Source organism: Actinomarinicola tropica (assembly GCF_009650215.1).
Taxonomy (GTDB): domain Bacteria; phylum Actinomycetota; class Acidimicrobiia; order Acidimicrobiales; family SKKL01; genus Actinomarinicola; species Actinomarinicola tropica.
The window spans coordinates 156156-178155 of the sequence record NZ_CP045851.1 but is presented as its reverse complement, the minus strand read 5'-3'; the positions used below and the strand labels follow the sequence as shown (position 1 = coordinate 178155).

The 22000-nt window shown below is 74.3% G+C and carries 26 protein-coding genes, 1 tRNA gene and 1 pseudogene; 11 read left to right on the top strand and 17 right to left on the bottom strand.

What is annotated here, in order from left to right; all coding sequences use genetic code 11:
* Nucleotides 1-4: 4 nt before the first annotated feature.
* Together GH723_RS00845 and GH723_RS00840 are read left to right on the top strand one after the other, a co-directional pair.
* Complete coding sequence (locus tag GH723_RS00845) at nt 5-181, top strand: twin-arginine translocase TatA/TatE family subunit (RefSeq protein WP_153757879.1); 177 nt, start codon at nt 5-7, stop codon at nt 179-181.
* Nucleotides 182-185: 4 nt separating this feature from the next.
* Nucleotides 186-1253, top strand: coding sequence for a class I SAM-dependent methyltransferase (locus GH723_RS00840; protein ID WP_153757878.1), 1068 nt, complete (start codon nt 186-188; stop codon nt 1251-1253).
* Between the two features lie 3 nt (nt 1254-1256).
* On the opposite strand, the gene GH723_RS00835 is transcribed toward GH723_RS00840, so the two are convergent.
* The gene (locus tag GH723_RS00835; protein ID WP_153757877.1) at nt 1257-2204 is read right to left on the bottom strand and encodes a GerMN domain-containing protein; all 948 of its coding nucleotides are present in this window, start codon (nt 2202-2204) and stop codon (nt 1257-1259) included.
* A gap of 23 nt (nt 2205-2227) precedes the next feature.
* Nucleotides 2228-3670 carry an aminotransferase-like domain-containing protein gene (locus GH723_RS00830; protein ID WP_195210442.1) on the bottom strand — a complete coding sequence of 481 codons (1443 nt, stop codon included), beginning with the start codon at nt 3668-3670 and terminating at the stop codon, nt 2228-2230.
* Between the two features lie 59 nt (nt 3671-3729).
* On the opposite strand from GH723_RS00830, the gene GH723_RS18365 reads away from it, so the two are divergent.
* Both GH723_RS18365 and GH723_RS00825 read left to right on the top strand, forming a co-directional pair.
* Nucleotides 3730-3909, top strand: coding sequence for a hypothetical protein (locus GH723_RS18365; RefSeq protein WP_195210441.1), 180 nt, complete (start codon nt 3730-3732; stop codon nt 3907-3909).
* Nucleotides 3910-4048: 139 nt separating this feature from the next.
* Nucleotides 4049-4597 (top strand): hypothetical protein, encoded by a 549-nt coding sequence (locus tag GH723_RS00825; RefSeq protein WP_153757875.1) that lies wholly within the window; start codon nt 4049-4051, stop codon nt 4595-4597.
* A gap of 29 nt (nt 4598-4626) precedes the next feature.
* On the opposite strand, the gene GH723_RS00820 is transcribed toward GH723_RS00825, so the two are convergent.
* Nucleotides 4627-5481, bottom strand: a complete 855-nt coding sequence (locus tag GH723_RS00820) for a helix-turn-helix domain-containing protein (protein WP_153757874.1) — start codon at nt 5479-5481, stop codon at nt 4627-4629.
* A 102-nt stretch (nt 5482-5583) separates the two neighbouring features.
* Here GH723_RS00820 and GH723_RS00815 point away from each other — a divergent pair, with 102 nt between their 5' ends.
* On the top strand, nt 5584-6039 hold the full coding sequence (locus GH723_RS00815; protein ID WP_229022943.1) for a YceI family protein: 456 nt from the start codon (nt 5584-5586) through the stop codon (nt 6037-6039).
* Between the two features lie 112 nt (nt 6040-6151).
* Here the strand turns inward: GH723_RS00815 and GH723_RS18600 are convergent, their stop codons facing one another.
* Genes GH723_RS18600 through GH723_RS00800 form a run of 4 tightly spaced genes read right to left on the bottom strand, consistent with a single transcriptional unit; the run spans nt 6152 to nt 8552 of the window.
* Nucleotides 6152-6355 carry a M15 family metallopeptidase gene (locus GH723_RS18600; RefSeq protein ID WP_229022942.1) on the bottom strand — a complete coding sequence of 68 codons (204 nt, stop codon included), beginning with the start codon at nt 6353-6355 and terminating at the stop codon, nt 6152-6154.
* A complete protein-coding gene (locus GH723_RS00810) occupies nt 6352-7044 on the bottom strand; it encodes a hypothetical protein (protein ID WP_229022941.1) in 693 nt (230 codons plus the stop codon). Before GH723_RS00810 ends, GH723_RS18600 begins: the two co-directional genes overlap by 4 nt.
* Before the next feature lie 57 nt (nt 7045-7101).
* Nucleotides 7102-8046, bottom strand: a complete 945-nt coding sequence (locus GH723_RS00805) for a hypothetical protein (RefSeq protein ID WP_153757873.1) — start codon at nt 8044-8046, stop codon at nt 7102-7104.
* Complete coding sequence (locus GH723_RS00800) at nt 8043-8552, bottom strand: sigma-70 family RNA polymerase sigma factor (protein ID WP_195210440.1); 510 nt, start codon at nt 8550-8552, stop codon at nt 8043-8045. The genes GH723_RS00805 and GH723_RS00800 overlap by 4 nt, the downstream gene beginning before the upstream one ends.
* A gap of 98 nt (nt 8553-8650) precedes the next feature.
* On the opposite strand from GH723_RS00800, the gene GH723_RS00795 reads away from it, so the two are divergent.
* Nucleotides 8651-8723 (top strand) — tRNA-Lys (locus tag GH723_RS00795).
* Nucleotides 8724-8793: 70 nt separating this feature from the next.
* On the opposite strand, the gene GH723_RS00790 is transcribed toward GH723_RS00795, so the two are convergent.
* Nucleotides 8794-9060 (bottom strand): GlsB/YeaQ/YmgE family stress response membrane protein, encoded by a 267-nt coding sequence (locus GH723_RS00790; RefSeq protein ID WP_153757871.1) that lies wholly within the window; start codon nt 9058-9060, stop codon nt 8794-8796.
* Nucleotides 9061-9203: 143 nt separating this feature from the next.
* Here GH723_RS00790 and GH723_RS00785 point away from each other — a divergent pair, with 143 nt between their 5' ends.
* Nucleotides 9204-9392 carry a hypothetical protein gene (locus GH723_RS00785; RefSeq protein ID WP_153757870.1) on the top strand — a complete coding sequence of 63 codons (189 nt, stop codon included), beginning with the start codon at nt 9204-9206 and terminating at the stop codon, nt 9390-9392.
* A gap of 123 nt (nt 9393-9515) precedes the next feature.
* Here GH723_RS00785 and GH723_RS00780 read toward each other — a convergent pair whose 3' ends face one another.
* On the bottom strand, nt 9516-10751 hold the full coding sequence (locus GH723_RS00780) for a pyridoxal phosphate-dependent decarboxylase family protein (protein WP_153757869.1): 1236 nt from the start codon (nt 10749-10751) through the stop codon (nt 9516-9518).
* A 37-nt stretch (nt 10752-10788) separates the two neighbouring features.
* Nucleotides 10789-11412, bottom strand: coding sequence for an HAD family hydrolase (locus GH723_RS00775; RefSeq protein WP_153757868.1), 624 nt, complete (start codon nt 11410-11412; stop codon nt 10789-10791).
* Nucleotides 11413-11485: 73 nt separating this feature from the next.
* On the opposite strand from GH723_RS00775, the gene GH723_RS00770 reads away from it, so the two are divergent.
* A complete protein-coding gene (locus GH723_RS00770) occupies nt 11486-12007 on the top strand; it encodes a DUF3253 domain-containing protein (protein ID WP_153757867.1) in 522 nt (173 codons plus the stop codon).
* Nucleotides 12008-12029: 22 nt separating this feature from the next.
* Here GH723_RS00770 and GH723_RS00765 read toward each other — a convergent pair whose 3' ends face one another.
* The gene (locus GH723_RS00765; RefSeq protein WP_153757866.1) at nt 12030-12710 is read right to left on the bottom strand and encodes a YczE/YyaS/YitT family protein; all 681 of its coding nucleotides are present in this window, start codon (nt 12708-12710) and stop codon (nt 12030-12032) included.
* Entirely contained in the window at nt 12707-14134 is a 1428-nt protein-coding gene (locus GH723_RS00760; RefSeq protein ID WP_153757865.1) for an aconitase family protein, read from the bottom strand. The genes GH723_RS00765 and GH723_RS00760 overlap by 4 nt, the downstream gene beginning before the upstream one ends.
* Before the next feature lie 59 nt (nt 14135-14193).
* On the opposite strand from GH723_RS00760, the gene GH723_RS00755 reads away from it, so the two are divergent.
* Genes GH723_RS00755 through GH723_RS00745 form a run of 3 tightly spaced genes read left to right on the top strand, consistent with a single transcriptional unit; the run spans nt 14194 to nt 17173 of the window.
* Entirely contained in the window at nt 14194-15108 is a 915-nt protein-coding gene (locus GH723_RS00755) for an ABC transporter ATP-binding protein (protein WP_153757864.1), read from the top strand.
* Nucleotides 15105-16325: an ABC transporter permease gene (locus GH723_RS00750; protein ID WP_195210439.1), complete on the top strand. Its 1221-nt coding sequence runs from the start codon at nt 15105-15107 to the stop codon at nt 16323-16325. The genes GH723_RS00755 and GH723_RS00750 overlap by 4 nt, the downstream gene beginning before the upstream one ends.
* On the top strand, nt 16322-17173 hold the full coding sequence (locus tag GH723_RS00745; protein ID WP_153757862.1) for a septum formation family protein: 852 nt from the start codon (nt 16322-16324) through the stop codon (nt 17171-17173). Before GH723_RS00750 ends, GH723_RS00745 begins: the two co-directional genes overlap by 4 nt.
* Here the strand turns inward: GH723_RS00745 and GH723_RS00740 are convergent, their stop codons facing one another.
* The 5 genes and pseudogenes from GH723_RS00740 to GH723_RS00720 form a co-directional block, all read right to left on the bottom strand.
* On the bottom strand, nt 17174-18271 hold the full coding sequence (locus tag GH723_RS00740) for an NHL repeat-containing protein (RefSeq protein ID WP_153757861.1): 1098 nt from the start codon (nt 18269-18271) through the stop codon (nt 17174-17176).
* Nucleotides 18268-19464: a M20 metallopeptidase family protein gene (locus GH723_RS00735; RefSeq protein WP_153757860.1), complete on the bottom strand. Its 1197-nt coding sequence runs from the start codon at nt 19462-19464 to the stop codon at nt 18268-18270. Before GH723_RS00735 ends, GH723_RS00740 begins: the two co-directional genes overlap by 4 nt.
* A gap of 38 nt (nt 19465-19502) precedes the next feature.
* The gene (locus GH723_RS00730; RefSeq protein ID WP_153757859.1) at nt 19503-20279 is read right to left on the bottom strand and encodes a DUF4097 family beta strand repeat-containing protein; all 777 of its coding nucleotides are present in this window, start codon (nt 20277-20279) and stop codon (nt 19503-19505) included.
* Nucleotides 20280-20346: 67 nt separating this feature from the next.
* Nucleotides 20347-20937 (bottom strand): annotated as a pseudogene (cysC, locus tag GH723_RS00725) (adenylyl-sulfate kinase); the annotation flags it as partial.
* A 41-nt stretch (nt 20938-20978) separates the two neighbouring features.
* Nucleotides 20979-21920 carry an alpha/beta hydrolase gene (locus GH723_RS00720; RefSeq protein ID WP_153757857.1) on the bottom strand — a complete coding sequence of 314 codons (942 nt, stop codon included), beginning with the start codon at nt 21918-21920 and terminating at the stop codon, nt 20979-20981.
* Nucleotides 21921-22000: the final 80 nt, after the last annotated feature.

Sequence of the window (22000 nt, the reverse complement as noted above, 5' to 3'; positions counted from 1 at the left end):
CGCCATGGGCCCGACCGAGCTGATCGTCATCCTCATCATCGTGCTCGTCCTCTTCGGCGGCGCCATGCTGCCCAAGCTGGCGAAGAACATCGGCCAGGCCGGCAAGGAGCTGCGCGCCGGCCTCGGCGACGACGACGAGGAGCGAGACCGCCCGACCGACGGCGACGACCACCGTCGCTGACCCGATGACGACGCCCGACCCGGACGCCGTCGCCCTCTTCTCGTTCCGGGTCTGGAGCTACAAGCAGGGCGAGCTCGTGTCGCTGCTCGTCCACCTCGGGGACCGCCTCGGGCTCTACCGGACGCTGCGCGACGCCGGCCCGGTGACCGCCGCCGAGCTGGCCGCGACGACCGGATACGACGAGCGGTGGGTGCTCGAGTGGCTCCGCGGGAACGCCGCCGCCGAGCTGCTCGACTCCGCCGACGGCACCACCTTCGCGCTGTCGCCGGAGGGCGCCGCCGTCCTGGCCGACGAGCACGACAGCCTGGCGTTCGCCGCCGGCGCGTTCGGCGCCCCGATGGAACCGGCGGTCGTCGACGACCTCGCCGACGCGTTCCGCACCGGGCAGGGCCTCCCCTACGACCGGCTCGGCCCCTCGGGCGCGCACCGCACCGAGCGGATGCTCGGCCCGTGGGCCCGGCTGGCGCTCGTGCCGAAGATCCTCCCGGCGCTCGACGGCGTCGTCGACAAGCTCGAGGCCGGGGCCCAGGTGGCCGACGTGGGGTGCGGGGCGGGGGTGGCGCTCACCGCCATCGCCGAGAGCTACCCACGGTCACGGGTGCACGGCTTCGAGCTGTCCCGCCACGCCCTCGATCGGGCCGAGGCCCGTGTCGAGGCACTCGCGCTCGACAACGTCACGCTCCACCACCAGCGCGCCGAGGACCTCCCGACCGACGGTCGCTTCGACCTGATCCTCACGTTCGACTGCCTCCACGACATGACGCACCCCGAGCAGGCGATCGCCGCCATACGGCGGGCGCTCGCCCCCGACGGCACCTGGCTCGTGAAGGAGATCCGGGCGTCCGGCGACTGGACGACGGACCGGCGCAACCCCGTGCTCGCCATGATGTACGGCTTCTCGCTGACGTCGTGCATGTCGTCGGCCCTGTCCGAACCGGGCGGCGCCGGGCTCGGCACGATGGGCCTGTCGACCGACCTCATGCGCGAGATGGCGACCGCGGCGGGGTTCAGCCGGTTCACGGTCCACGACGTCGACGACCCCGCCAACCTCTACTACGAGATCCGGATCTGACGGTCAGCTGCGCCGGAACGGCACCTCGGTGACGCCGAGGCGCCCACCGCCGTCCTCGGCGGAGACGTCGTAGGCCCGGACGACCAGCTGGTCGGGCGCGTCGGCGGGCAGCTCGATCGGCTGCTCGAAGGTACCGGTCGTGCCGGTGCCGGCCGTCGCCATCGTGTACGTCTCGGGCACGACGACCTCGCCGTCGGCGTCGAGGATCTCGATGTAGACCGCGGCCTCGAACGTGTTCGACGACCCACCGACGAGCACCACGTCACCCGGCACGACCTCACCGGGTCGTGGCGCCTCGACGAGGATCATGGGCTCGAGCCACTCGTAGGTGGAGTCGAACTGGAAGTCGGCCCGGGTCAACGGACCGTCCACGAGGACACCCTCGCCCCCGAGGACCTCGAGCGGGCTCCCCTCGACCAGGATCTCCACCTCGTCGACGGTGGGGAACTGGGTGAGCGTGTAGACGACCTGGGCCAGCCGCGCCTGCATCGAAAGGGACCCGCCGCCGGTGGTGTACTCCTCCGACAGGTCGACCGTGGCGACGCCGCCGCCCACGTCGATCGAGCGCAGCGTCGTGCCGTCGGGGATCGCCGAGCTCAGGCCGAGCGCCTCGTCCTCGGCGGTCGGACCCTCGAGGAGCGACTCCATCACCGCCGCGCCCACGCCGACCTCGGTGACCATCCGCACGTGTCCGACGCGGATCTTCTCCTCGCCGTCGAGGAAGTACACCGACAGCGGCACGGGCTCGGCGGCATCGCCGTCGTCGTGGTCGTCGTCGTCCGCGTCGGTCGACGACGTCGTGCCCTCGTCGACGTTGGTGGTGGAGGTGTCGGGCGCCGTCGTCGCGCTGGCGCCGTCGCCGTCCCCGCCGTCGTCGTCACCGCAGGCCGCCAGGCCGAGGACGAGGGCGCACGCGACGAGGAGCTGGAGCAGGGAACGTGGGATCCGCATGCGGCCGTTCTACCGCACGTCGCTCAGCCGAGGACGACGCCGGGCCCCGCGGTGAGGTCGCGCCAGGCGAACCGGAGGCGGCGGATGCCCTCCTCGACGTGGGGCCACGGGCGGTCGACGCAGATCCGCACGTGCGGATCGGGTGCCCGCCCGGGGACTGCGATCGATCCGGGGGCGACGTGCACACCGTGGCGCCCGGCGAGCCGCACGTAGGACGCGGCGTCGTCGACCGGCAGGGTCGCCCACAGCACCGACCCGCCCTCGGGCGCTCGGATCGACCACTCGGGCAGCAGCTCCGCCAGCAGCTCGAGCGACCGGTCGACGCGCTCGGCGAGCTCGGCGCGGCGACGCGCCGCCAGCTCCTCCATGTGGGGCAGCAGCTGGAGGGCCAGCAGCTGCGAGGGGATCGACGTGCCCAGGTCGTGGTTGAGCCGCAGGTACATCGTGCGCTCGACGAGGGGTGCCGGACCGCGCAGCCACCCCACCCGCAGGCCACCCCAGGCGACCTTCGAGAACGACCCGACGCTCACGACGACGGCTCGTCGGCACAGGTCGGCGAGCTCGGGCCGCTGGCGGCCGGCGAAGGTCAGCTCGGCGAGGGCGCCGTCCTCGATCACGGTGGCGTCGTGCCGGTCGAGCACCTCGGCCAGCTCCCGCAGGCGGATCGGCGAGGGCAGCCGGCCGGTCGGGTTGTGCGGCCCGGACTGGACGTAGAGGACCCGCGGTCGCTCCTCGCGCAGCAGGTGGTCCAGCGCATCCGGGACGATCCCGTGGTGGTCGGTGCGGATCGGCACCGCGACCGCGCCGAGGGCGTCGACGACGTCGAAGATCCCCGGGTAGGCGGTGTCCTCCACGGCCACCGGATCGCCGGCGCCGGCCAGCGCGGTGACGAGCAGCGAGATGGCGTGGTGGGCCCCGCTCGTCACGTGGATCTGGTCGGCGTCGGTGAGGCGGCCGTGCTCGGAGTGGTGGGCGGCGAGCGCGGCGCGCAGGGCGGGGAGGCCGAGCGGCTGGACGCCCGGGCCCTCACCGGCCGCGAGCAGGGCGGCGACGTCGACCTGGATCGGCGGGAGGTGGCCGGCGTCGGGCGGGTTGCCGGCCGCGAGGTCGATGGCTCCCGTCGGCCCGAAGTGCTCGGCGATCCGGGTGCCGACGATGGCGCCCGCTGGTCGGCTGCGCACGACGGTGCCGCTGCCCTGGCGCGAGACGAGGAGCCCGTCGGCCCGGAGCTCGTCGAGGGCGGTCGTGACCGTGGCCCGGCTGACGGCGAGCGCCGACGCGAGCGCCCGCTCCGACGGGAGGCGGGTGCCGTCGACGACCAGGCCCGACCGGATGGCGTCGCGCAGGGCAACCCCCAGCTGCTGGGCGAGCGTCCCGTGGGCGCCGGCGGACCACGCGCCGAGGAGCGCGGCGAGCCGGTCGGGGTCGACCGACCCGGTGGACCGAGGAGTGGACTGGTCGCTCACAGGCCAATCCTGCCCGATCGGACCGGGACGTGCCCGGCCGAAGAGCGGATGATCGTCCCATGTTCGCTCCGCACTGCCCCACCTGCGCCCGTCGGGTGCTGCTCGGCCCCCGCCGCGTGGTCGGCCTCGGCGGTCGCCTGCACCTGCGCTGCCACTGCGGCGAGCTGCTCGCCTGGGACCAGCAGCCGCCGCCGGCGCAGGCCGTCGCAGGATCCGATCAGGAGCAGGCCGTCTCGTAGTAGTCGACAACCTCCTCTGCGGCGCCCGCTAGCCACCACCCCTGCTTGCGCCCCGTCATGCGCTGCAGTCTGGTCGCTCGGGTTGCCCGTCCGTACCATCGGGGTAAGGGCCGGGCCGTTCGCCATCAAGGAGTGTGCAATGGGCCTCATCCGCAAGACGCTGTCGATCTCGACGCTGGGACTCGTCTCGTGGCGGTCGAAGAAGGAGCGGATCCGCCGCGCCGAGAAGGCGCTGGCGGACGCCGAGGCCGACCTCGAGCGTGAGCACCAGGCCCGGGAGGCCGCCGACGGCCGCCTCTCCGAGGCGCTGAAGCGCGCCAAGAAGGCCGAGCTCGACGCCATCCAGGAGGCCGAGGCCGCGGGCAAGGAGCGCCGCCGTCGCAAGCGCCACGACAAGGCCGCCGCGGCGGCGACGATGAAGGCCGCCCGCAAGCCGAAGAGCCGGCGGGCCAAGCGCAAGGCCGAGAAGGCCCGGGGGCGCCGCACCGAACGACTGAAGAAGGACGCCGACGAGATCACGCGCCGGGCGCGCCAGCGCATCGAGGAGGCCGAGAAGGCCCTCGGGCCGCGGCTCGAGACCGCGTCGGTCAAGGCGAAGAGCGCCGGTGCCGACGCCGTGGAGCGCACCCACGCCATGGCCGAGAAGGTGCGGGAGCGGGCCGAGGAGCTCGCGAAGGAGCGCCGTTGAACGACCGCCCGTGATGCTCGACGTCGCCGCTACCGGGCGGCGGCGTCGGGCACCACGCGGAGGCGGCCCGGTCGTCGGCCGTCGAGGCGGTCGAGGGCGGCCGCCGTCGCCTCGTCGCCGGGGAGGTAGACGACCAGGCGCTGGTCGTCGGCGTCGGGCAGCTGCATCGTCTCGAAGGCGAGTCGCAGCTCGCCGACCTCGGGGTGCACGATGACCTTGGTGCCGCTCTGCTTGCGGGCGACAGGGCGGGCCTGCCACCGGGCGGCGAACTCGGGAATCTCCCGCATCTCGTCGACGAAGCGCGACGCGTGCTCCTCCGGTGGACCGGCGGCCCGCAGGTTGGCGACCTGCTCGTCGGCGACCCGCTCCCAGTGCGGGTACGCATCGCGGGCGCGCCGGTCGGTGAACGTGAACCGGACGAGGTTGGGCAGCTCGGCGTCGAGGATCCCGAGAGGGCCGACGATCCGTTCGTAGCCGCTGGTCCAGGCCAAGACGTCAGACACCACGTTGAGCACGAGCGCCGGCGTCGGCTCGAGGCGCTCGAGGATCCCACGCACGGCCGGTCGCACCTCGGTGGCGGGTGGCGGGACCGAGGGGCACAGGTCCCGGTGCGAGCACATGCTGAGGACACGCAGGTGGTCCCGATCCTCCTCGTCGAGGCGCAGGGCGTCGGCCAGTGCGGCCAGGACCTGCGCCGACGGGTTCGTGTCGCGTCCCTGCTCGAGGCGGACGAGGTAGTCGACGCTGATGCCGGCGAGCGTGGCCAGCTCCGCGCGCCGCAGCCCGGGGGTGCGCCGCCGGGTGCCGCGCGGCAGACCCACCTCCTCGGGGGCCACCGCCTCGCGCCGGCTGCGGATGAACGCTCCCAGGTCCCCGTCGATCACCCCGCCATCATGCCGCTGCTCGCCGCGTCGCATCGTGGCCCTGTCGGGGCCAGGACCGACCCGGCCTCCCCGCCGTCGTCGAGGGGGCGCACGGTGGCCGCCATGACCAACACCGACACCACAACCACCGGTCTCCCCCTGGCGCCCGGCCACTGGACCCTCGACCCGACGCACTCGGAGGTCGGTTTCACCATCCGGCACCTCGGCATCTCCAAGGTGCGGGGCCGCTTCACGCGGTTCGACGTCGACCTCGTCGTCGGTGCGACCGCCGCGGAGTCGTCGCTGCGGGCCGTCGTGCACCTGGCCTCGATCGACACGGCGAACACCGATCGCGACGACCACGTGCGGTCGGCCGAGCTGCTCGACGTCGCCCGGCGGCCGACCATCGCCTTCGCGTCCACCCGCATCGCCGGCGACGCCGCCGACTGGCAGGTCGAGGGGGACCTCACGATCGGCGACGTCACGCGGCCGGCGTCGCCGACGTCGAGCTCGGCGGCATCGAGACCTACCCGATCGACGGCAGCCGCCACGCCGGGTTCGCGGCACGCGGCCAGGTGAGCCGCAAGGACCTCGGCGTGCGGTTCGGCATCCTCGACGCCGCGCTGGGCGACGTGGTGCACCTGGACATCGACGTGCAGCTCGTCGAGCCGCGCTGAGCCGGCGGTCGGGCTCAGCGCCCGGTCGCCGTGAAGTGCATGAGGTCCGGTGACGACCACTCGCCGGCCCAGGTCCACCCGATCGCGGCGAACGACCGGGTGACGACGTCACCGGGCTGGATCATCCCCGGGCGGTGCCAGTCGCGGTCGAGGTACGCGCTGGCCCGCTCGGGAAGGACGACGTCGCCACGCACGTACGGGTTCTGGAAGGGGTTCACGTCGACCGCCAGGCCGTACGCGTGGGCGGAGGTGACCGACCACCCCGGACGGGCCGGCAGACGAACGCGGCGGTCGTGTTGCCGTCGCCGGTCGGCGGGGCGTCGAGGTCCGCGTCGGTGACGATGCGCACCTCCTCGAGCGGGAAGCGCTCGGCGTGGAGCTGACCGAAGACCCAGGCGAGGTCCTCGGCGGCGTCGGCGTGGACGACGAGCTCACCCGTGTGGTGCTCGCCGTCGAAGCCCCAGAACGTCACCGTGAGGTGGCGGAGGTCCTCGAGCGGCACCGGGCACTCGGGCTGCCAGGTGCGGCCCATCCGCTCGACGGTCGCCTCGTCGAGGGGCTCGATCGAGGAGCGGTACGCGTCGTCGGGCGGCGGAGGCAGCACGTCGGGGGTCGGCAGGCTCCGCTCGACGAGCGGCTCGGGCGTCGGGAGGATCTCCCCGAGGCCATCGGGGCGCAGCGGCAGCGGCTCCGCGCCGACGACCCACTCCGGCTCGATCGTGGTCGTGGTGGTGGGGGTCGTCGTGGTGGACGTGGCGGGGGCGCTGGTCGTCGGCGCTGACGTGCTGGAGGTCGTCGACGACGGGGACGACCGCTCCTCCTCCCCCGGGTCCCCGCAGCCGGCGGCGACGAGGAGGCATCCGACCAGGACCCCCACCGTGCGTCGATGTGCGACGTGTCGGCGCATGGGATCCCAGTGTGGCGCGCGTGCGTCGCTCGCCGGTCCCGGGCGTGACCAGCGGCGTCAGTCCCGCATCAGCTCGGACCAGGTGTCGGGCTCCGCGTCGACGACATCGCTCAGCCACCGCTCGTCGACGATCGCCGACGGACCGTCGAGGAGGAGGACGCTGCCGTCGTCCTGGACACGGTGCAGGCTGGGTTCGGGCCGATCGAGCACGTCGAGGTACAGCGCGGCCGTCGAGCCTCGGCGCACCGAGACCCCGACCTCGTGGCCGTCCACGATGCACGTCGACCGCCGCACGTCGATCGACATCGGCGCGGTGTCCACGCCGGTCGGCCGCCAGCCCTCGCCACCCTCCTGCCTCAGCGCCGTCGGCGTCGCAGCGCCAGCGCGCGGCACATCGATCGATGCCAGGAGCTCGCGGAGCTTCTGGTCCGTGACGCCATGCGCCCGCACGTAGAGCCACCCGCCCTCCGCACGATCCAGCCACGCCTCGCCACTGCCGTTGCGCGCGTTGCCGACGACGTGCCAGGAACGGCCCCCGATCGAGTCGGTGAAGCTGCTCGGTGGCCGGCCGAGCTCGACCTGATCGTCGGACAGGTGCAGCACGACGGCGATGCCCGACGTCGGTTCCCCGAACGCCGCGGCGTGGACGACCGCGCCGTCGATCGATTCGAACGTGAAGCTCAGCCCCCTCTGGTAGCTCATCTCCGACGCCGTCGACGGCACGCAACCCGCGACGTCGAGCAACGGGCGGACGACGGACGTGGCGCCCGCGTTCTCGTCACGGGGTCCGACGGACGTGTCGGTGGCGACCGGTCGGGCGTCGGGGCCCCGATCGAGGACCAGGGCGCCGCCCAGCACCACCGCCCCCACCAGGCCGAGCGACGACACGACGACGGCGCGTCGACGGCGGCGCCGCTCCCCCACGCGGTCCCGGAGGTCCGAGAGCGCCGGCCGTGGCGCCCGGGTCCCCATGCGTCGAAGTCGGTGCTCCAGGTCGGTCACCAGCTCCCACCTCCCAAGGTCTCGTGCAGACGGCGACGCGCGGCGGCGAGCGTGGCCGACGCAGCCCCCAGCGTGATGCCCATGGCCTCCGCGACCTCGCGCTCCAGCATCCCTGCGACGTAGCGGAGGCCGATGGCCTCCCGCTGACGCCGGCTGAGCTGGGCGATCGCCGTCCGTAGCTCCACGTCGGGCGGCTCCAGCTCGGGCACGTGGGCGCGCGGTGGCTGGCGGTCCCGCCAGGCGCGCTCCAACAGACGACGACGGATCGTGTTGCGGGCGTCGTTCACGGCCACCCGGTAGACCCAACCGTCCCGGTTCGCCATGTCAACGACTCGGCTCCACCGCTCCAGGGCGCGGGCGTAGGCCTCGGCGGTCGCGTCCGCCGCCAGGTGGGGGTCACCGAGGGTGAGCTCCACCGCACCCACGACCTCGGCGAACGACTCTGCGTACCACCGGCCGAATGCGTCGTCCGCCAGCGATGCCTCCTCGCACGTCCCTTCGTCCATCGGCGCCATCACCTACCAGAGCGACGACCTGCCGCGTCTCCTTGCTCGACGACCCGCGCACCGCCGCCGACGGCGCAGGCGGCATCTAGCCTGGCGCCGGGCCGCTAGCTCATCGGGTAGAGCAGGGGACTTTTAATCCCAAGGTGCCGGGTTCGAGCCCCGGGCGGCCTACGATTCGCCCCCCGGACGCGACGATGCCGGCGCCGGAGGCGCCGGCATCGGCTCGGACCGTGCCGAGGGTCTACGCCCGACGGCGGACCGCCCGGTAGATGAGGAGCACGATGATGGCGCCGATGATGGATCCGATGATCCCCGACGCCTGGAAGTAGCCCTCGTCGCCGTCGGCTCCGAAGAGGAGGGCTCCGAGGAAGCCACCGACGAACGAACCAACGATCCCGAGCGCCATCGTCTCGAGGACGCCCATCGGGTCGCGCCCGGGGACGAGGAGGCGAGCGATGGCCCCGGCGATGAGGCCGATGATGATGAGGTACAGCAGGAATCCGATCATGCGCCCGCTGCTCCCCCCGGCGCCCCTGCACCAAACCCCCGGGGGCACCTGGCGGTCGGTGTCACACCGTCGGCGCGAGACCGTCACACGACCGCAACCCGCTCCTGGGGTTACCGTCACATCCCTCGGGTACAACCGAGGACATGACCACCTACAGCTGCCCTGAGTTCGCCGCCACCGGCCTCGAGATGCAGATCATCGAGGAGGAGGCCCGCCGCGAAGAGGCGCTCACCCAGGGGTGGACCGAGGTCGCCGCCCGGCACCAGAGCGAGATCGACCGGCTCCACTGGGAGCTCGCCGACCTGGTGGAGCAGCACCCCACCGCCGCCTGACCGAGCACCACGATCGACCCGGCACCGCCGGGGGCCGCCCGCCGCCAGCGAGCGCACCAACGAGGCCCGTGATCCCTCCGGGGACACGGGCCTCGGCGCGCTCCGGGTTCGCTCGACCGTGGCTCAGTCGAGCGTGCCGTAGGCCCCGGCCTCGCCGGAGGCCGCCGAGGCCCGCGCGCTCGCGACGGCCGCCTCCACCGCGTCGGCGAACGCCTCGACGGTGCCCGCGTGGCCGGCGTGCACGGTGCAGTGCAGCGACGGCGGCGGGCCCTGCCGGTCGACGTACCACCCGTCGGCGGCGAGCAGGTCGGCCACGGCGAAGGGATCGGCGCCGTCCACCCCGAAGGCGACGAGCGTCGCCGGGGTGTCGCCGAGGACCGACACGCCCTCGATGGCGTCGAGCCGCCGCCGGAGGCGCACCTGGGCGTCGCGGGCGACCCGAGCGAGCTCGAGGTACCCGTCGTCGCCGACGTGCTGGAGGACGGCCCACGCCGCGGCGATCGGCCCCCCGCTCTTCGTGCCGAGCACCCCGGTGCTGCCGTAGAGCCCGCCCGTCCAGTTGTCGGTGACGAACGTCTGGTGACGGCGACGCTGGCGGTCCCGGTGCAGCAGCACCGACGCACCCTTCGCGGTGTAGCCGTACTTGTGCAGGTCGATCGACATCGACGTGACGCCGTCGACGGAGAAGTCGAACGGGGGGATCGGCTCCCCGAGGCGTCGCAGATACGGCAGGACGACGCCGCCCATGCAGGCGTCGACGTGGCAGTTCACGTCGCGAGCCGCGGCCAGGGCAGCGATCTCCTCGACCGGGTCGATCGCGCCCTGGGGGTACTGGGGCGCCGACGCCGCGACGAGCACGGTGTTCTCGTCCATGGCGGCCGCCATGGCGTCGGGGTCGGCGCGGAAGTCGTCGCCGACGGGGACGCGCACCGACCGGACGTCGAAGTAGTGGGCCCCCTTCTCGAACGCGGCGTGCGCAGAGAGGGGCAGGACCATGTTCGGTTCGGTGATCCCCATCTGGCGGCCGCGCTCGCGGGCGGCGAGGACGGTGAGGACGAGGCTCTCGGTCCCCCCGGTGGTCATCGAGCCCGCCACGCCCTCGGGGGCACCGAGCCAGCCGGCGACGGTGGCGACGACGTCGGCCTCCATCTGCTTCAGGCTCGGGAACGCCGCCGTGTTGAGGGCGTTCGCCGACAGGAGCCGGTCGTTGGCCGCGCGCGCCACCCCGTAGATCTCGTCGCCGGCGAAGTAGGCGAGGCTGAAGACCCGACCCCCCTTCCAGTCGACGTCACCCCCCTGCAGGGCATCGAGCTCGGCCAGGACCTCGTCGGCCGGGCGGCCGTGCGGCGGGAGCGGCATCGTCGGAGTCTGCCAGAGCCCCGCCGGAGGACGACGCCTACCGGTCGGCGGGACGGTCGAGGCCGAGGCCCGGGTCGAGGCCGAGCTCGGCCAGGTGGCGCACGAACGGACGGAGGCCCTCGTAGAGGCGGGCGACCATCCCGAGCCGGGACGCGGCGAGCACGTGCCCCTCGGTGTCGTCGGTGAAGAACACCTCGGCGGGCTCCACGCCGAGCTGGTCGCACACGTGAGCGAAGACCGAGGGCGAGGGCTTGGTCAACCCGATCTCGGCGCTGTTGAACACGACGTCGAAGCGCCCGGCGATGCCCAGCTCGACCAGCTCGACGGGGATGGTGTCGGTGCCGTTGGTGAGAACGGCCACGGGCGTGCCCGCGCCCCGCAGCCGGTCGACGACCGTCATCAGGCCGTGGTCGACCTGGCCCCTGGCATCGAGCCACTCACGAGCGGCCCCGGGGTTGCCGATCGCACGACCGACCCGCTCGACCCACTCGGCCCGCGTGCGCCGGCCGGTCACGACGGGCTCCACCTCGTCGGGAGCGAACGCGACGGCGGCGAGCGAGCCGGGCTCGATGCCGTGGCGCAGCTCGACGCCGATGCGGTGCGTGGGGTCGAACCGACGCACCACGCCGTCGAGGTCGAGCAACACCGTCGTCACCGTCACCGCTCGGCACGATAGCGACGACGGATCCGCGCGCCCCGTGCGATGTCGGACGTGGCGGGGGTAGGGGACGGGCGTGGCTGCCGACGACACCCCGGTCGAGACCACCGCCGACGGGCGGTGGGTCGTCGTCGACGGCCGGCGCTGGCGGGCGAGCGACCCGTCGATCCCCGAGGCTCTGCGGACCGAGCTGGTCGGGGAGCTGATGGACGCCCGGCGTGCCGTGGGCGCCGCCCGTCGTGCCGGCGACGAGGGGGCGGAGCGCAACGCCCGGGACCGGGTGCACGCCGCCAATGTGGCGCTCGGCGAGCGGGGCCACCCCTGGTGGGACGAGCCGACCGCGACGTCCCGGGACGAGCGGATCGCCGCCACGATCGAGGCGCTGGCGTCACGGCGCGGCGAGCGCACGTTCTGCCCGTCGGACGTGGCGCGCGTCGTCGGCGGCGACAGCTGGCGGCGCTCGATGGACGACGTGCGCGTCGTGCTCCGTCACATGGCCGGTTCCGGCGACGTCGAGGTGCTCCAGCGCGGCCGGCGCCTCGGGCACGACGACGAGTGGCGCGGGCCCATCCGGGTGCGACGAGCGCTCGCGGACTGACGCGACGTCGAGCGCCGCCGGGTCAGACGGGGCTCGGTGCCGTGGGGTCGACGGCGTCGGGCGCCTCGGGCATCGCGCCCTGGAGGCGCAGCGCGAGGGCGATGAGGTGGCCGGCGACCACGGCGAACACAGCGGTGCCGACGCCGATCGCGCCGCCGAGCAGCCAGCCGACGACGAGGGTCGTGCCCTCGATGACGACCCGCGCCCGGGTGAGCCGAGCCCCGCGATCGGTGGCGACGAGCATCACCATCTCCAGCGGTCCGACGCCGACGTCGGCGGCGACGACGAGGCCGACGCCCAGGCACAGCACGGGCACGCCGACGGCGAACATCGCCAGCTGACCGGCGAGCAGCGACGGCTCGGAGAGGAGGTGCAGCCCGGTGTCGACGACGGCGCTGATGACGACGAGGAGCACGAGGTTGCCCCATCCGGGGAGCCGGCCGAACGGCGCGCAGAGGGCGTAGAGCACCAGGCTGAGGACAGCGCCGGCGACGCCGACCGACATGCCGGTGTGGCCGCTGGCGGCGGTCACGAGCACGTCCCACGGCGTGACCCCGAGGTCGGCGGTGATCATGAGCGCCGCGCCGGTCCCGATGAGGGCGCCGCCGAGCGCCACCCGGGCGAGCCGACGCGGCATGGACCGCGGCCCGACGACGAGGAGCCGGCGCGCCCGGAGCAGGGCGGCCGGGCGGAGGACGCTCAACGCAGCGACCGCGGGTCGGTGAGGTGGCCGGTCAGGGCCGAGGCGGCCGCAGCGGCCGGGCCGAGCACGTGGACCCGTGCTCCCGGGCCGACGAGGCCGCGCTCGGGGCGGTTGGCGGTGGAGGCGAGCCGGGCGCCTCGGGCGACGGCGTCGCCGTTGACCCCGATGCACAGCGAGCACCCGGCGGAGCGCCACTCGGCGCCGGCGTCGCGGATGGCGCGGTGCAGGCCCTCGGCCTCGGCCTGGCGGGCGACCGTGCGCGACCCGGGCACCACCCACGTGGGCACCGCGACCCGGCGACCACGGAGGAGCTCGGCGACGGCGCGGATGTCGTCGAGCCGCCCGTTGGCGCAGGAGCCGACGAAGACGTGGTCGACGGAGATGTCGGCGAGGGGCGAGCCGGGCTCGAGCTGCTGGTCGACGAGCGCGCGCTCGTCGGCCGCCCGGCGGACGGGGTCGTCAGGATCCGGGGCGGGGACACGACCGGCGAGCGTGGTGGCCTGCCACGCCGCCGTGCCCCACGACGCGTGCGGCTCGACGTCCGGGGCGACGAGCCCCAGCTCGGCGTCGAGCTCGGCGCCGGGGTCGGTGCGCAGCTGGCGCCAGCCGGCCACCGCGCGGTGCCACTCGGAGCCCGACGGGGCGAAGGGCCGGCCCTCGAGGTAGGCGAAGGTGGTGTCGTCCGGTTCGACGACGGCGGTCAGGGCCCCCGACTCGACGAGCAGGTTGCACAAGGTCATGCGGGCGTCGACGTCGAGCCGCCGCACGGTCGGGCCGCCGATCTCGACCACCGCACCCGCGGCGGTGGTGGGCCCCAGGCGAGCGAGCACCCAGAGAGCGAGGTCCTTGGCGCCGGCGAGCGATCCCAGCTGTCCGGCGACGGTGACGCGCACCACCCGGGGGCGCGGACGGTCGATGGTGCCGTCGGCGAGGTAGGCCGTCAGCTCGGCGTCGTCGAGGGCGAGGCCGATGGCCCCGAAGGCGCCGTGGGTGGACATGTGGCGATCGGCCCCCACGACGAGCGCCCCGGGCAGCGTCATCCCCTGCTCGGGCGCGACGACGTTCATGACACCGCCGCGGTGGTCGCCCGGCCCGAACACGGGCACGTCGATCAGCTCGCTCGACGCCTCCAGGCGGTCGAGGGCGGCGAGGACCTGGGCGTCGGCGGCGGGGATCTCCCCGGTGTCGAGGTCGAGGCCCACACCCGCGTCGCCGTCCGGGCCGGACCCCCCGGTGGGCATCTGCTGGTCGGCGCAGGCCACGACCTGGGCCGCGCCGGGGACCGGCACACCGGAGGCGGCCATGCGACCAAGCGTGCCGAGTTGGCGCTCGTGGATCATCACGCGGTCGGCGACGATCGCCGTGCCCTCGCCCGATGCCCGGTGCGCATCCCAGATCTTCTCGACGATCGTGCGCGGGCCCATCGGCTCGGAGGGTATCGGCGCGCGACGGAGCCCCCACGGCCGCCTCTAAGGTCGAGCCCGTGCTCTCCCTCCGCGGCCTGCGCCGCCACTACGGCGACGTCGTCGCCCTGGACGGCCTCTCCTTCGAGGCGCAGGAGGGCCGCCTCCTCGGGTTCCTCGGCCCGAACGGTGCCGGCAAGACGACCGCCATGCGCTCGATCTTCGGCCTGGTGGAGCCGGATGCGGGCGAGGTGCTGTGGCGTGACGCCCCCGTCGACGCGTCGGTGCGGCGCCGGTTCGGGTACATGCCCGAGCAGCGGGGGCTGTACCCGAAGATGCCGTGCGCCGCGCAGCTGTCGTACTTCGGGCAGATCCACGGGATGGACCGCGCCGACGCCGACGGCGCGGCGCGGCGGTGGCTGGACGAGCTCGGGCTCGGCGAGCGGGCCGACGACCCGGTCGAGGCGCTGTCGCACGGCAACCAGCAGAGGGTGCAGCTCGCGGCGGCGCTCGTCCACGACCCCGAGCTGCTCGTGCTCGACGAGCCCTTCTCGGGCCTCGACCCGCTCGGCGTGGCATCCATGGAGGAGGTGCTGCGCGAGCAGGCCGCCGAGGGCCGCACGATCATCTTCTCCAGCCACCAGCTCGACCTCGTCGAGGCGCTGTGCGACGACGTCGTCATCATCCACCGCGGCCGCGCCGTGCGGTCCGGGACGATCGAGGCCATCCGCGCGGCCAGCGAGCAGCGGCGGGTCGAGGTGACCTTCGAGGGCGCGGTCGACTGGACCCCGCCCTCGCCCGAGGTCCTCGACCTCGTGCGCCGCAACGGCGCGGTCGGCGCGCTCGTACCGTCGTCGCTCGACGTCGACGTGCTGCTCGCATCGGCCCGCGAGGCGGGTGACGTGCGAGGCTTCCGCTGGGAGCCGCCCTCCCTCTCGGAGCTGTTCGTCGAGGCCGTCGGCGGGGCCGTGTCCCGCAGCGAGGTCACGGCGTGAGGGACCTGCGCACCTGGCAGCACATCCGCCTCGTCGCCCGGCGCGAGGTCACCACCCGCGGCGGCTCGAAGAGCTTCCTCATCTCGACCGCGCTCACGGTCGCCGGCGTCGTGGCCATGGTCGTCGTCCCGGCCGTGTTCTTCTCCGACTCTCCGACCGAGTGGGAGCTCGGCGTCGTCGGACCGGTGCCGGAGGGCTTCGAGGAGACGCTCCAGCTCGCCGTGGCCGCGCAGGACGCCGAGGTCACGGTCGTCCACCTGCCCGACGACGCCGACGCCGAGGCGGCGACGGCGGACGACGAGCTCGACGCGGTCCTCGTCGGTGGCGAGGAGCTCGTGGCCGACGAGGAACCCCCCGACGGTCTGGTGGCGTCGGTCGGACTGGCCGTGAGCCAGACGCGGCTGATGGAGCAGCTCGCCGCTGCGGGCCTCGACCCCGAGCAGGCCGCCGCCGCGGTCGACATCACGCCGGTCGAGGTGCGCACCAGCGAGGACGGCGGCGACGACGACACCTCCGGCGCGATGGCGTTCATCGGCGTCGTCGTCCTGTTCATCGCCATCAACAGCTACGGGGCGTGGGTGCTCACCGGCGTGCTGGAGGAGAAGTCGTCCCGCGTCGTCGAGCTGATCGTCGCTGCGATGCCGGCCCGGGCCCTGCTGGCCGGCAAGGTGCTCGGCATCGGTCTGCTCGGCATCGGGCAGCTGCTCCTCGTCGGCGCCGCGGGCGTGACCGCCGCGCTGCTCGTCGACGTCGCCGACGTGCCCTCCGCGGTGCTGCCCTCGCTCGGCTGGCTCGTGCTCTGGTTCGTCCTCGGCTTCAGCTTCTACGCCGTGGGCTACGCCACCGCCGGGTCGCTCGTGAGCCGCCAGGAGGACGCGCAGAGCGCGTCGAGCCCCCTCGTCTACGTCGTCCTCGCCGCGTACTTCGTGACGCTCGGGGTCATCGCCCCGAACCCGGAGTCCACAGCCTCGCGGATCCTCTCCCAGCTGCCCCCGGTCGCGCCGATGGCGATGCCGGCTCGCATCACCCAGGGCGAGGCCGCGCCGTGGGAGGTCGCCCTCTCGATCGTGCTCATGCTGCTGGCCATCTGGGGCATGGTGCGCCTCGCCGGTCGCATCTACGAGAGCTCGCTGCTGCGCAGCGGCGCACGCATCAAGCTCCTCGCCGCCATCCGCGACTCGCGGGAGGCGCGCCGCACCGCGCACCAGGCGGGATGAGCGACAGCTCGCAGGGGCCCGGCTGGTGGCGGGCGTCCGACGGTCGGTGGTACCCGCCCGAGGCCGAACCGGGCCCCCGGCGCGCGTCCCGGCCCGGTCCGTCCGGCGACGACGGCGGACGACGACCGCCCGGCGTGCCCGTGCCGCCGCCCACCGATCCCAAGGTCCAACAGCCCTTCACGATCCGGCGGGTCGAGCCGCTCGAGCTCGACCGGGAGCCGCCACGTCGGGCACGCCGGCGCGAGCACGAGCTGGACGAGCCGACGCGACGGGTGCCCTGGGGGTGGATCGGCGTGGCCCTGCTGGTCGTCGCGTTCGGTGGCGTCGGCACCTGGCTGGCGGCGACGGCCCAGCGCGACGGCGAGCCGACGACCTCCCCCACGACGGCCACGACCGTCCCCGACGAGACGAGCTCCTCCACCACCTCCACGACGGAGGCGACCTCGACCACCACCGCGGTGTCGGTCTTCGACCTCGCGGTCGGCGACTGCTTCGGTGCCTCCCCCGAGGACGGCGAGGAGGACGACGAGCTGGTCCTCACCCGCGTCGAGATCGTCGACTGCGACGAACCGCACCTGGCCGAGGTCATCGCGGTCACGCGCTTCCGGGACGACGCGGGGGAGCCGTTCCCCGGCGCCGCGGCGCGGGACGCCGACGCGCAGACGCTCTGCCAGCCGACCTTCGAGGAGTACGTCGGCGTCCCCCTGAGCGGCTCCGAGCTCGGACTCGTCTGGCTGGCGCCCACCGAGGAGACGTGGGTGGACGACGACGACCGCGAGGTCACCTGCGCGGCCCAGTCGATCGACGGCGAGCCCCTCGTCGGCTCGGTCCGAGGTTCGGGCCGCTGATCAGCCGGTCGGCGACGCGGCACGCAGCAGCGTGCCCCCGGCCGCTCCGCTGAGCAGCCAGACGTCCCCGCGCTCGTCCACGTCGACCCGCAACGGCGCCACGACCGCCACCTCCTCGACCGCGCCGCTCGCAGGTTCGACCCGCAGCACCGCGTCGTCGGACGGCCGGGTGATCCAGACCTCGCCGTCCCGTCCCAGCCGATCGCCCACGACCACCGCATCTCCGACCGACCCCGGTCCGAGCGCCACCCGGCCGATCTCCGCCAGGTCGCCGGGCCCCACGCGCACGAGCGCCGGTTCCTCGCCGCCGACCACGACGAGCACCTCGCCGTCGGCTCCGACGAGCAGAGCGCTCGCAGCCTCGTCCAGCTCGACCTCTCCGGTCGGTTCGAGGGTGATCGGATCGAGCCGGTACAGCGTGCGGCCGACCGTGACCCACACCACCCCGTCGCCGAGCGCGAACCGGAAGTTGGTCGGGTCCTCGAGCGGGCGGGCGACCACCTCGAGGGTCTCGCGATCGACCCGCTGGAGCACGCTCTGGGCCCCGGGGCCCCCGCCGGTGTGTGCGGCCGGCACCCCGCTGACGGTGAGCCACACCGCCTGGTCGTCGATCGCGCTGACCGCCCCGGGGACCTCGAGGGTGACCGAGTCGAGGATCTCGCCCTCGTCGTCGATGCGGTGGAGCTGGGTCGCCTCGGCCACCCACCGGTCGGCACCGTCGGGGGTCGGTTCGGAGCGGTCGAGTCGGCTCTGCGAACCGAACGTGAGCGGCCCCTCCACCTCGGCGGCGCCGCCACCCGTCGCGACCACGTAGCGGGCACCCGACGACGCGTCGGTCGCCCGCACCTCGCCGTCGACGATCGAGAGCGCGGTGGCACCGGGGACCTCGCCGATCGGGTCGAGCGTGACGCCGCTGCCCAGGTCGATCGCGCCGACCACCGGAGGTGCCGTCGTGGTCGTCACCACCGGTGCGGCGTCGTCCGGCGGCGGCGGAGCCGGGTCACCCCCGTCGTCGCGGGTGACGAAGAGGGCGACGCCGCCGACCGCCGCGAGCAGGACCATCGCCGCGCCGAGCAGGCGTCCGGTGCGGGGCGTCACCCTTCGAGCATCCGCAGCGCCATCGCTGCGTGCAGCGCCGTGCCGGTCGCCATGGCCGGCTCGTCCAGCCGCATGCGGTTCGAGTGGCAGGCCGGCGCCTCGCGCGGATCGGCGATGTCGGGCGGGCACACGCCGAGGAAGGCCATGGCCCCCGGCACCTGCTGGAGCACGTAGCTCCAGTCCTCGGCGCCCATCGTCGGGGCCGGCGCCTCGACGACCCGCGCGCCCTCGGCCACCACGGTCGGGGCCACGTCGAGCACCAGCTGCGCGGCGTCGGCGTCGTTCACCGTCACCGGGTAGCCGCGCTCGATGCGGACGTCGGCCTCCATCCCGTGCGCAGCGGCGATGCCGGTGGCGAGGCGCTCCAGGTCCTCGTGGACGCGCGAGCGCGTGCGCTCCGAGGTGGTGCGGATGGTGCCCGACAGCGATGCCGTCTCGGGGATGACGTTGGTGGTCGTGCCGGCCTGGATCTGGGCGATGGTGACGACGGCGGGGTTGAAGACGTCGACCCGCCGGGTGATCGCGGTCTGCACCGCGCCGACGATCTCGCAGGCGACCGGGACGGGGTCGGCCGTGAAGTGGGGCGTCGACGCGTGGCCGCCGTGCCCTCGGACGGTGACGAACACCTCGTCGGCCGACGCCATGAGCGGACCGGGGCGGGTGGCGACCCACCCCGAGGGCAGGTTGGGGGTGACGTGGATGGCGAAGGCGGCGTCGACCCCGTCGAGCACCCCCTCGTCGATCATGTGGACCGCGCCCCCGGAACCCTCCTCGCCCGGCTGGAACATGAAGCGCACCGACCCCTCGAGCTCGTCGCGCCGGGCGCAGAGCATCCGGGCCGCCCCGACGAGCATCGCGACGTGGGCGTCGTGGCCGCAGGCGTGCATGGCGCCGGGGTTCTCGCTGGCGAAGTCGACGCCGGTGTCCTCGGGCATCACGAGGGCGTCCATGTCGCCGCGGAGCAGGACCCGTCGGCCCGGCCGTGCCCCGACGAGGGTGGCGGTGACCGACGAGAGGGCGGTGCCGGTCGTGACCTCGAGCGGCAAGCCGTCGAGCGCCTCGAGGATCGCCGACTGGGTCACCGGGAGGTCGAGGCCGATCTCGGGACGGCGGTGGATGCGGCGCCGGAGGTCGACGACGTCGGGGAGGAGCGAACGGGCGTCCTCGGCGAGCGACGGATCGAGCAGGGTCATGGGCCGGGACGGTACCCCAGGGGGGCGTCCGCAGGGCCTCAGGTCGGACGGATCGTGACGTCCCCGCCGCGGACGCGGAGCACCCGCTCGGCGTCGCCCACGTCCTCGATGCCGATGTCGAGCTCGCCCGACGACCCTGCGGTGCGGACGTCGTAGGGCTCGGCGTCGGGGACCGTCAGCGACACGGCGCCCCCGTCGCTCGTCACGTCGACGCGGCTGGGGGCGGACGCGAAGTCCAGGTCGACCGCGCCGCCGTGGGACTCGACGAGCATCTCGTCGCTGCGCAGCCCCGTCGCGCTCACCCCTCCGCCGGACGTGACGAACCGAGCCCAGCCGTCGAGGCCCTCGGCCACGACCTCGCCGTCGTCGGTGCGGACGAAGACCTGCACCCCGGGCGGCACCTCGATGAGGAAGTCGACGGCGCAGACGCCCACCACGAGCACGACGCGCGGGCACCCGGCGTCGATGCGCACGACGTCGCGCTCGCGCTCGGCCTGCACCACCTCCGCGGTCGGACGCATGAACCGCCACCGCGAGATCGACTCGACCGAGACGTCGGTGGTGCCCGGCTGGGCGGGCACGAGCTCCACGTCACCGCGTGCGACCTGCACCACGACGCGGTCGATGGGACCAGCGACGGTGGTCGTCGACAGCTCACGGCGGTCGAGGAGGCTGAACACGAAGACGGCGAGCACGACGAGGAGGGGCAGCCCGACGATCAGCGCCATCCGCCGGAGGGACCACAGCGGACGAGGGAGGGCGAGCTCGGGGCGCGTGGTGGCCCCCCGCTCCGCCTGCGTCGCCGTGTCGCCCATGGCCCGGTTCCCTCGGTCGTCGTCCGTCCCGGATGCTAGGCGGGCCACCCGGCGAGGGCGGGCCGGGTCAGACGCGCGCGGCGATCCCACGCTCGGCGAGGAGGGCGACGATCGCCGCCGCGTGGTCGTCGGCGCTGCCGGCGGCCAGGACGAGGTCGGGGTGCTCGGGCGGCTCCCACGGGTCGTCGATGCCGGTCATGCCGCTGATCTCCCCGGCCCGCGCCTTGGCGTAGAGCCCCTTCGGGTCCCGGCGCTCGCACTCCTCGAGCGGCGTGGCCACGTGGACCTCGAGGAACGGCAGTGCCGCGCTCTCGTGGCGGGACCGGACGCGCGCCCGGTCGACCCGGTACGGGCTGACGAGCGGGGCGAGGGCGACGACGCCGGCGTCGGCGAGGAGCAGTGCGACCTCCCCGACCCGCCGGACGTTCTCGGCACGGTCCTCGGCCGAGAACCCGAGCCCGGCGTTGAGGCCGTGGCGCAGGTTGTCGCCGTCGAGGACGTAGGCGGGGCGACCCGACGCCACCAGCCGACGCTCGACCTCGAAGGCGACGGTGGACTTGCCCGACCCCGAGAGCCCGGTGAGCCACACCGTGGCGCCGGCGTGCCCGAGCGCCTCCTGGCGGGCGGTGCGGTCGAGGCCGCCGTCGTGCCACACGACGTCCCGATGGGGCGAGGGGGCGGCGGGCGAGCGGGGATCGCTCACGCGTCGAACAGGGCGGCGCGCAGCGCCTCGGCCGACTCCGAGAGCGCCTCGGCACCCGCGGGGATGAACGGGGCGAGCTGGTACATGGTGTGGATCGTGCCCTCGTAGAGCGTGTGGGTCACCGGGACGCCGGCGTCGTGCAGCGCCTCGACGTAGGCCGCTCCCTCGTCGCGCAGCGGGTCGAACTCGGCCGTGATGACGAGCGCCGGCGGCAGCCCGCTGTGGTCGGCGGCCAGGAGCGGCGACACCCGCCAATCGGTCCTGTCGAGGTCGTCGCCGAGGTAGTTGTCGCCGAACCACTGCATGGTGTCGAAGGTGAGCAGGTAGCCCTCGGCGTTCTCGCGCAGCGACGGGTAGTGCTCCTCGGTGCCCCGCCGCATGTCGACCGCCGGGTAGACGAGCAGCTGGAACCGCAGCGCCGGACCGCCCTCCTCCCGGGCACGCAGGGCGAGGACGGCCGCGAGGTTGCCGCCGGCGCTGTCGCCCCCGACGGCGAGGCGGGTCGGATCGACGCCGATGTCCGCGCCGTGGTCGGCCACCCACCGCAGCGCCGCCCAGGCGTCGTCGAACGCCGCAGGGAACGGGTGCTCGGGCGCCAGCCGGTAGTCGACCGACACGACGACCACGCCCGCCTCGGCGCAGAGCGTGCGGGCGGGGTGGTCGTGGGTCTCGAGGTCGCCGATCGTCCACCCGCCGCCGTGCAGGAAGACCAGCGCGGGGAAGGGCCCGTCGCCCTCGGGCCGGTAGACCCGGACCGGGACCTCGCCGGCCGGGCCGGGGATCGTGCGGTCCTCGGCGGCGACGTCGGGCCCCGGCGGCAGCGTCGCCGCCAGGCCGCGGTAGGCCTCGCGGCTGGTCGCCGGCGTGCGCTCGACCGGTTCGGCGGCGGCGGCGTTCACCAGGTCGAGGATCGCCTGGGTCTGCGGATCGACGGGCATGCGGGTCCCCCTGTGCGTGGTCGGCAGCAACCTACCGGGCGCTCCGGGGGCGGACGTGCCCGACGACACCGTTGACACTT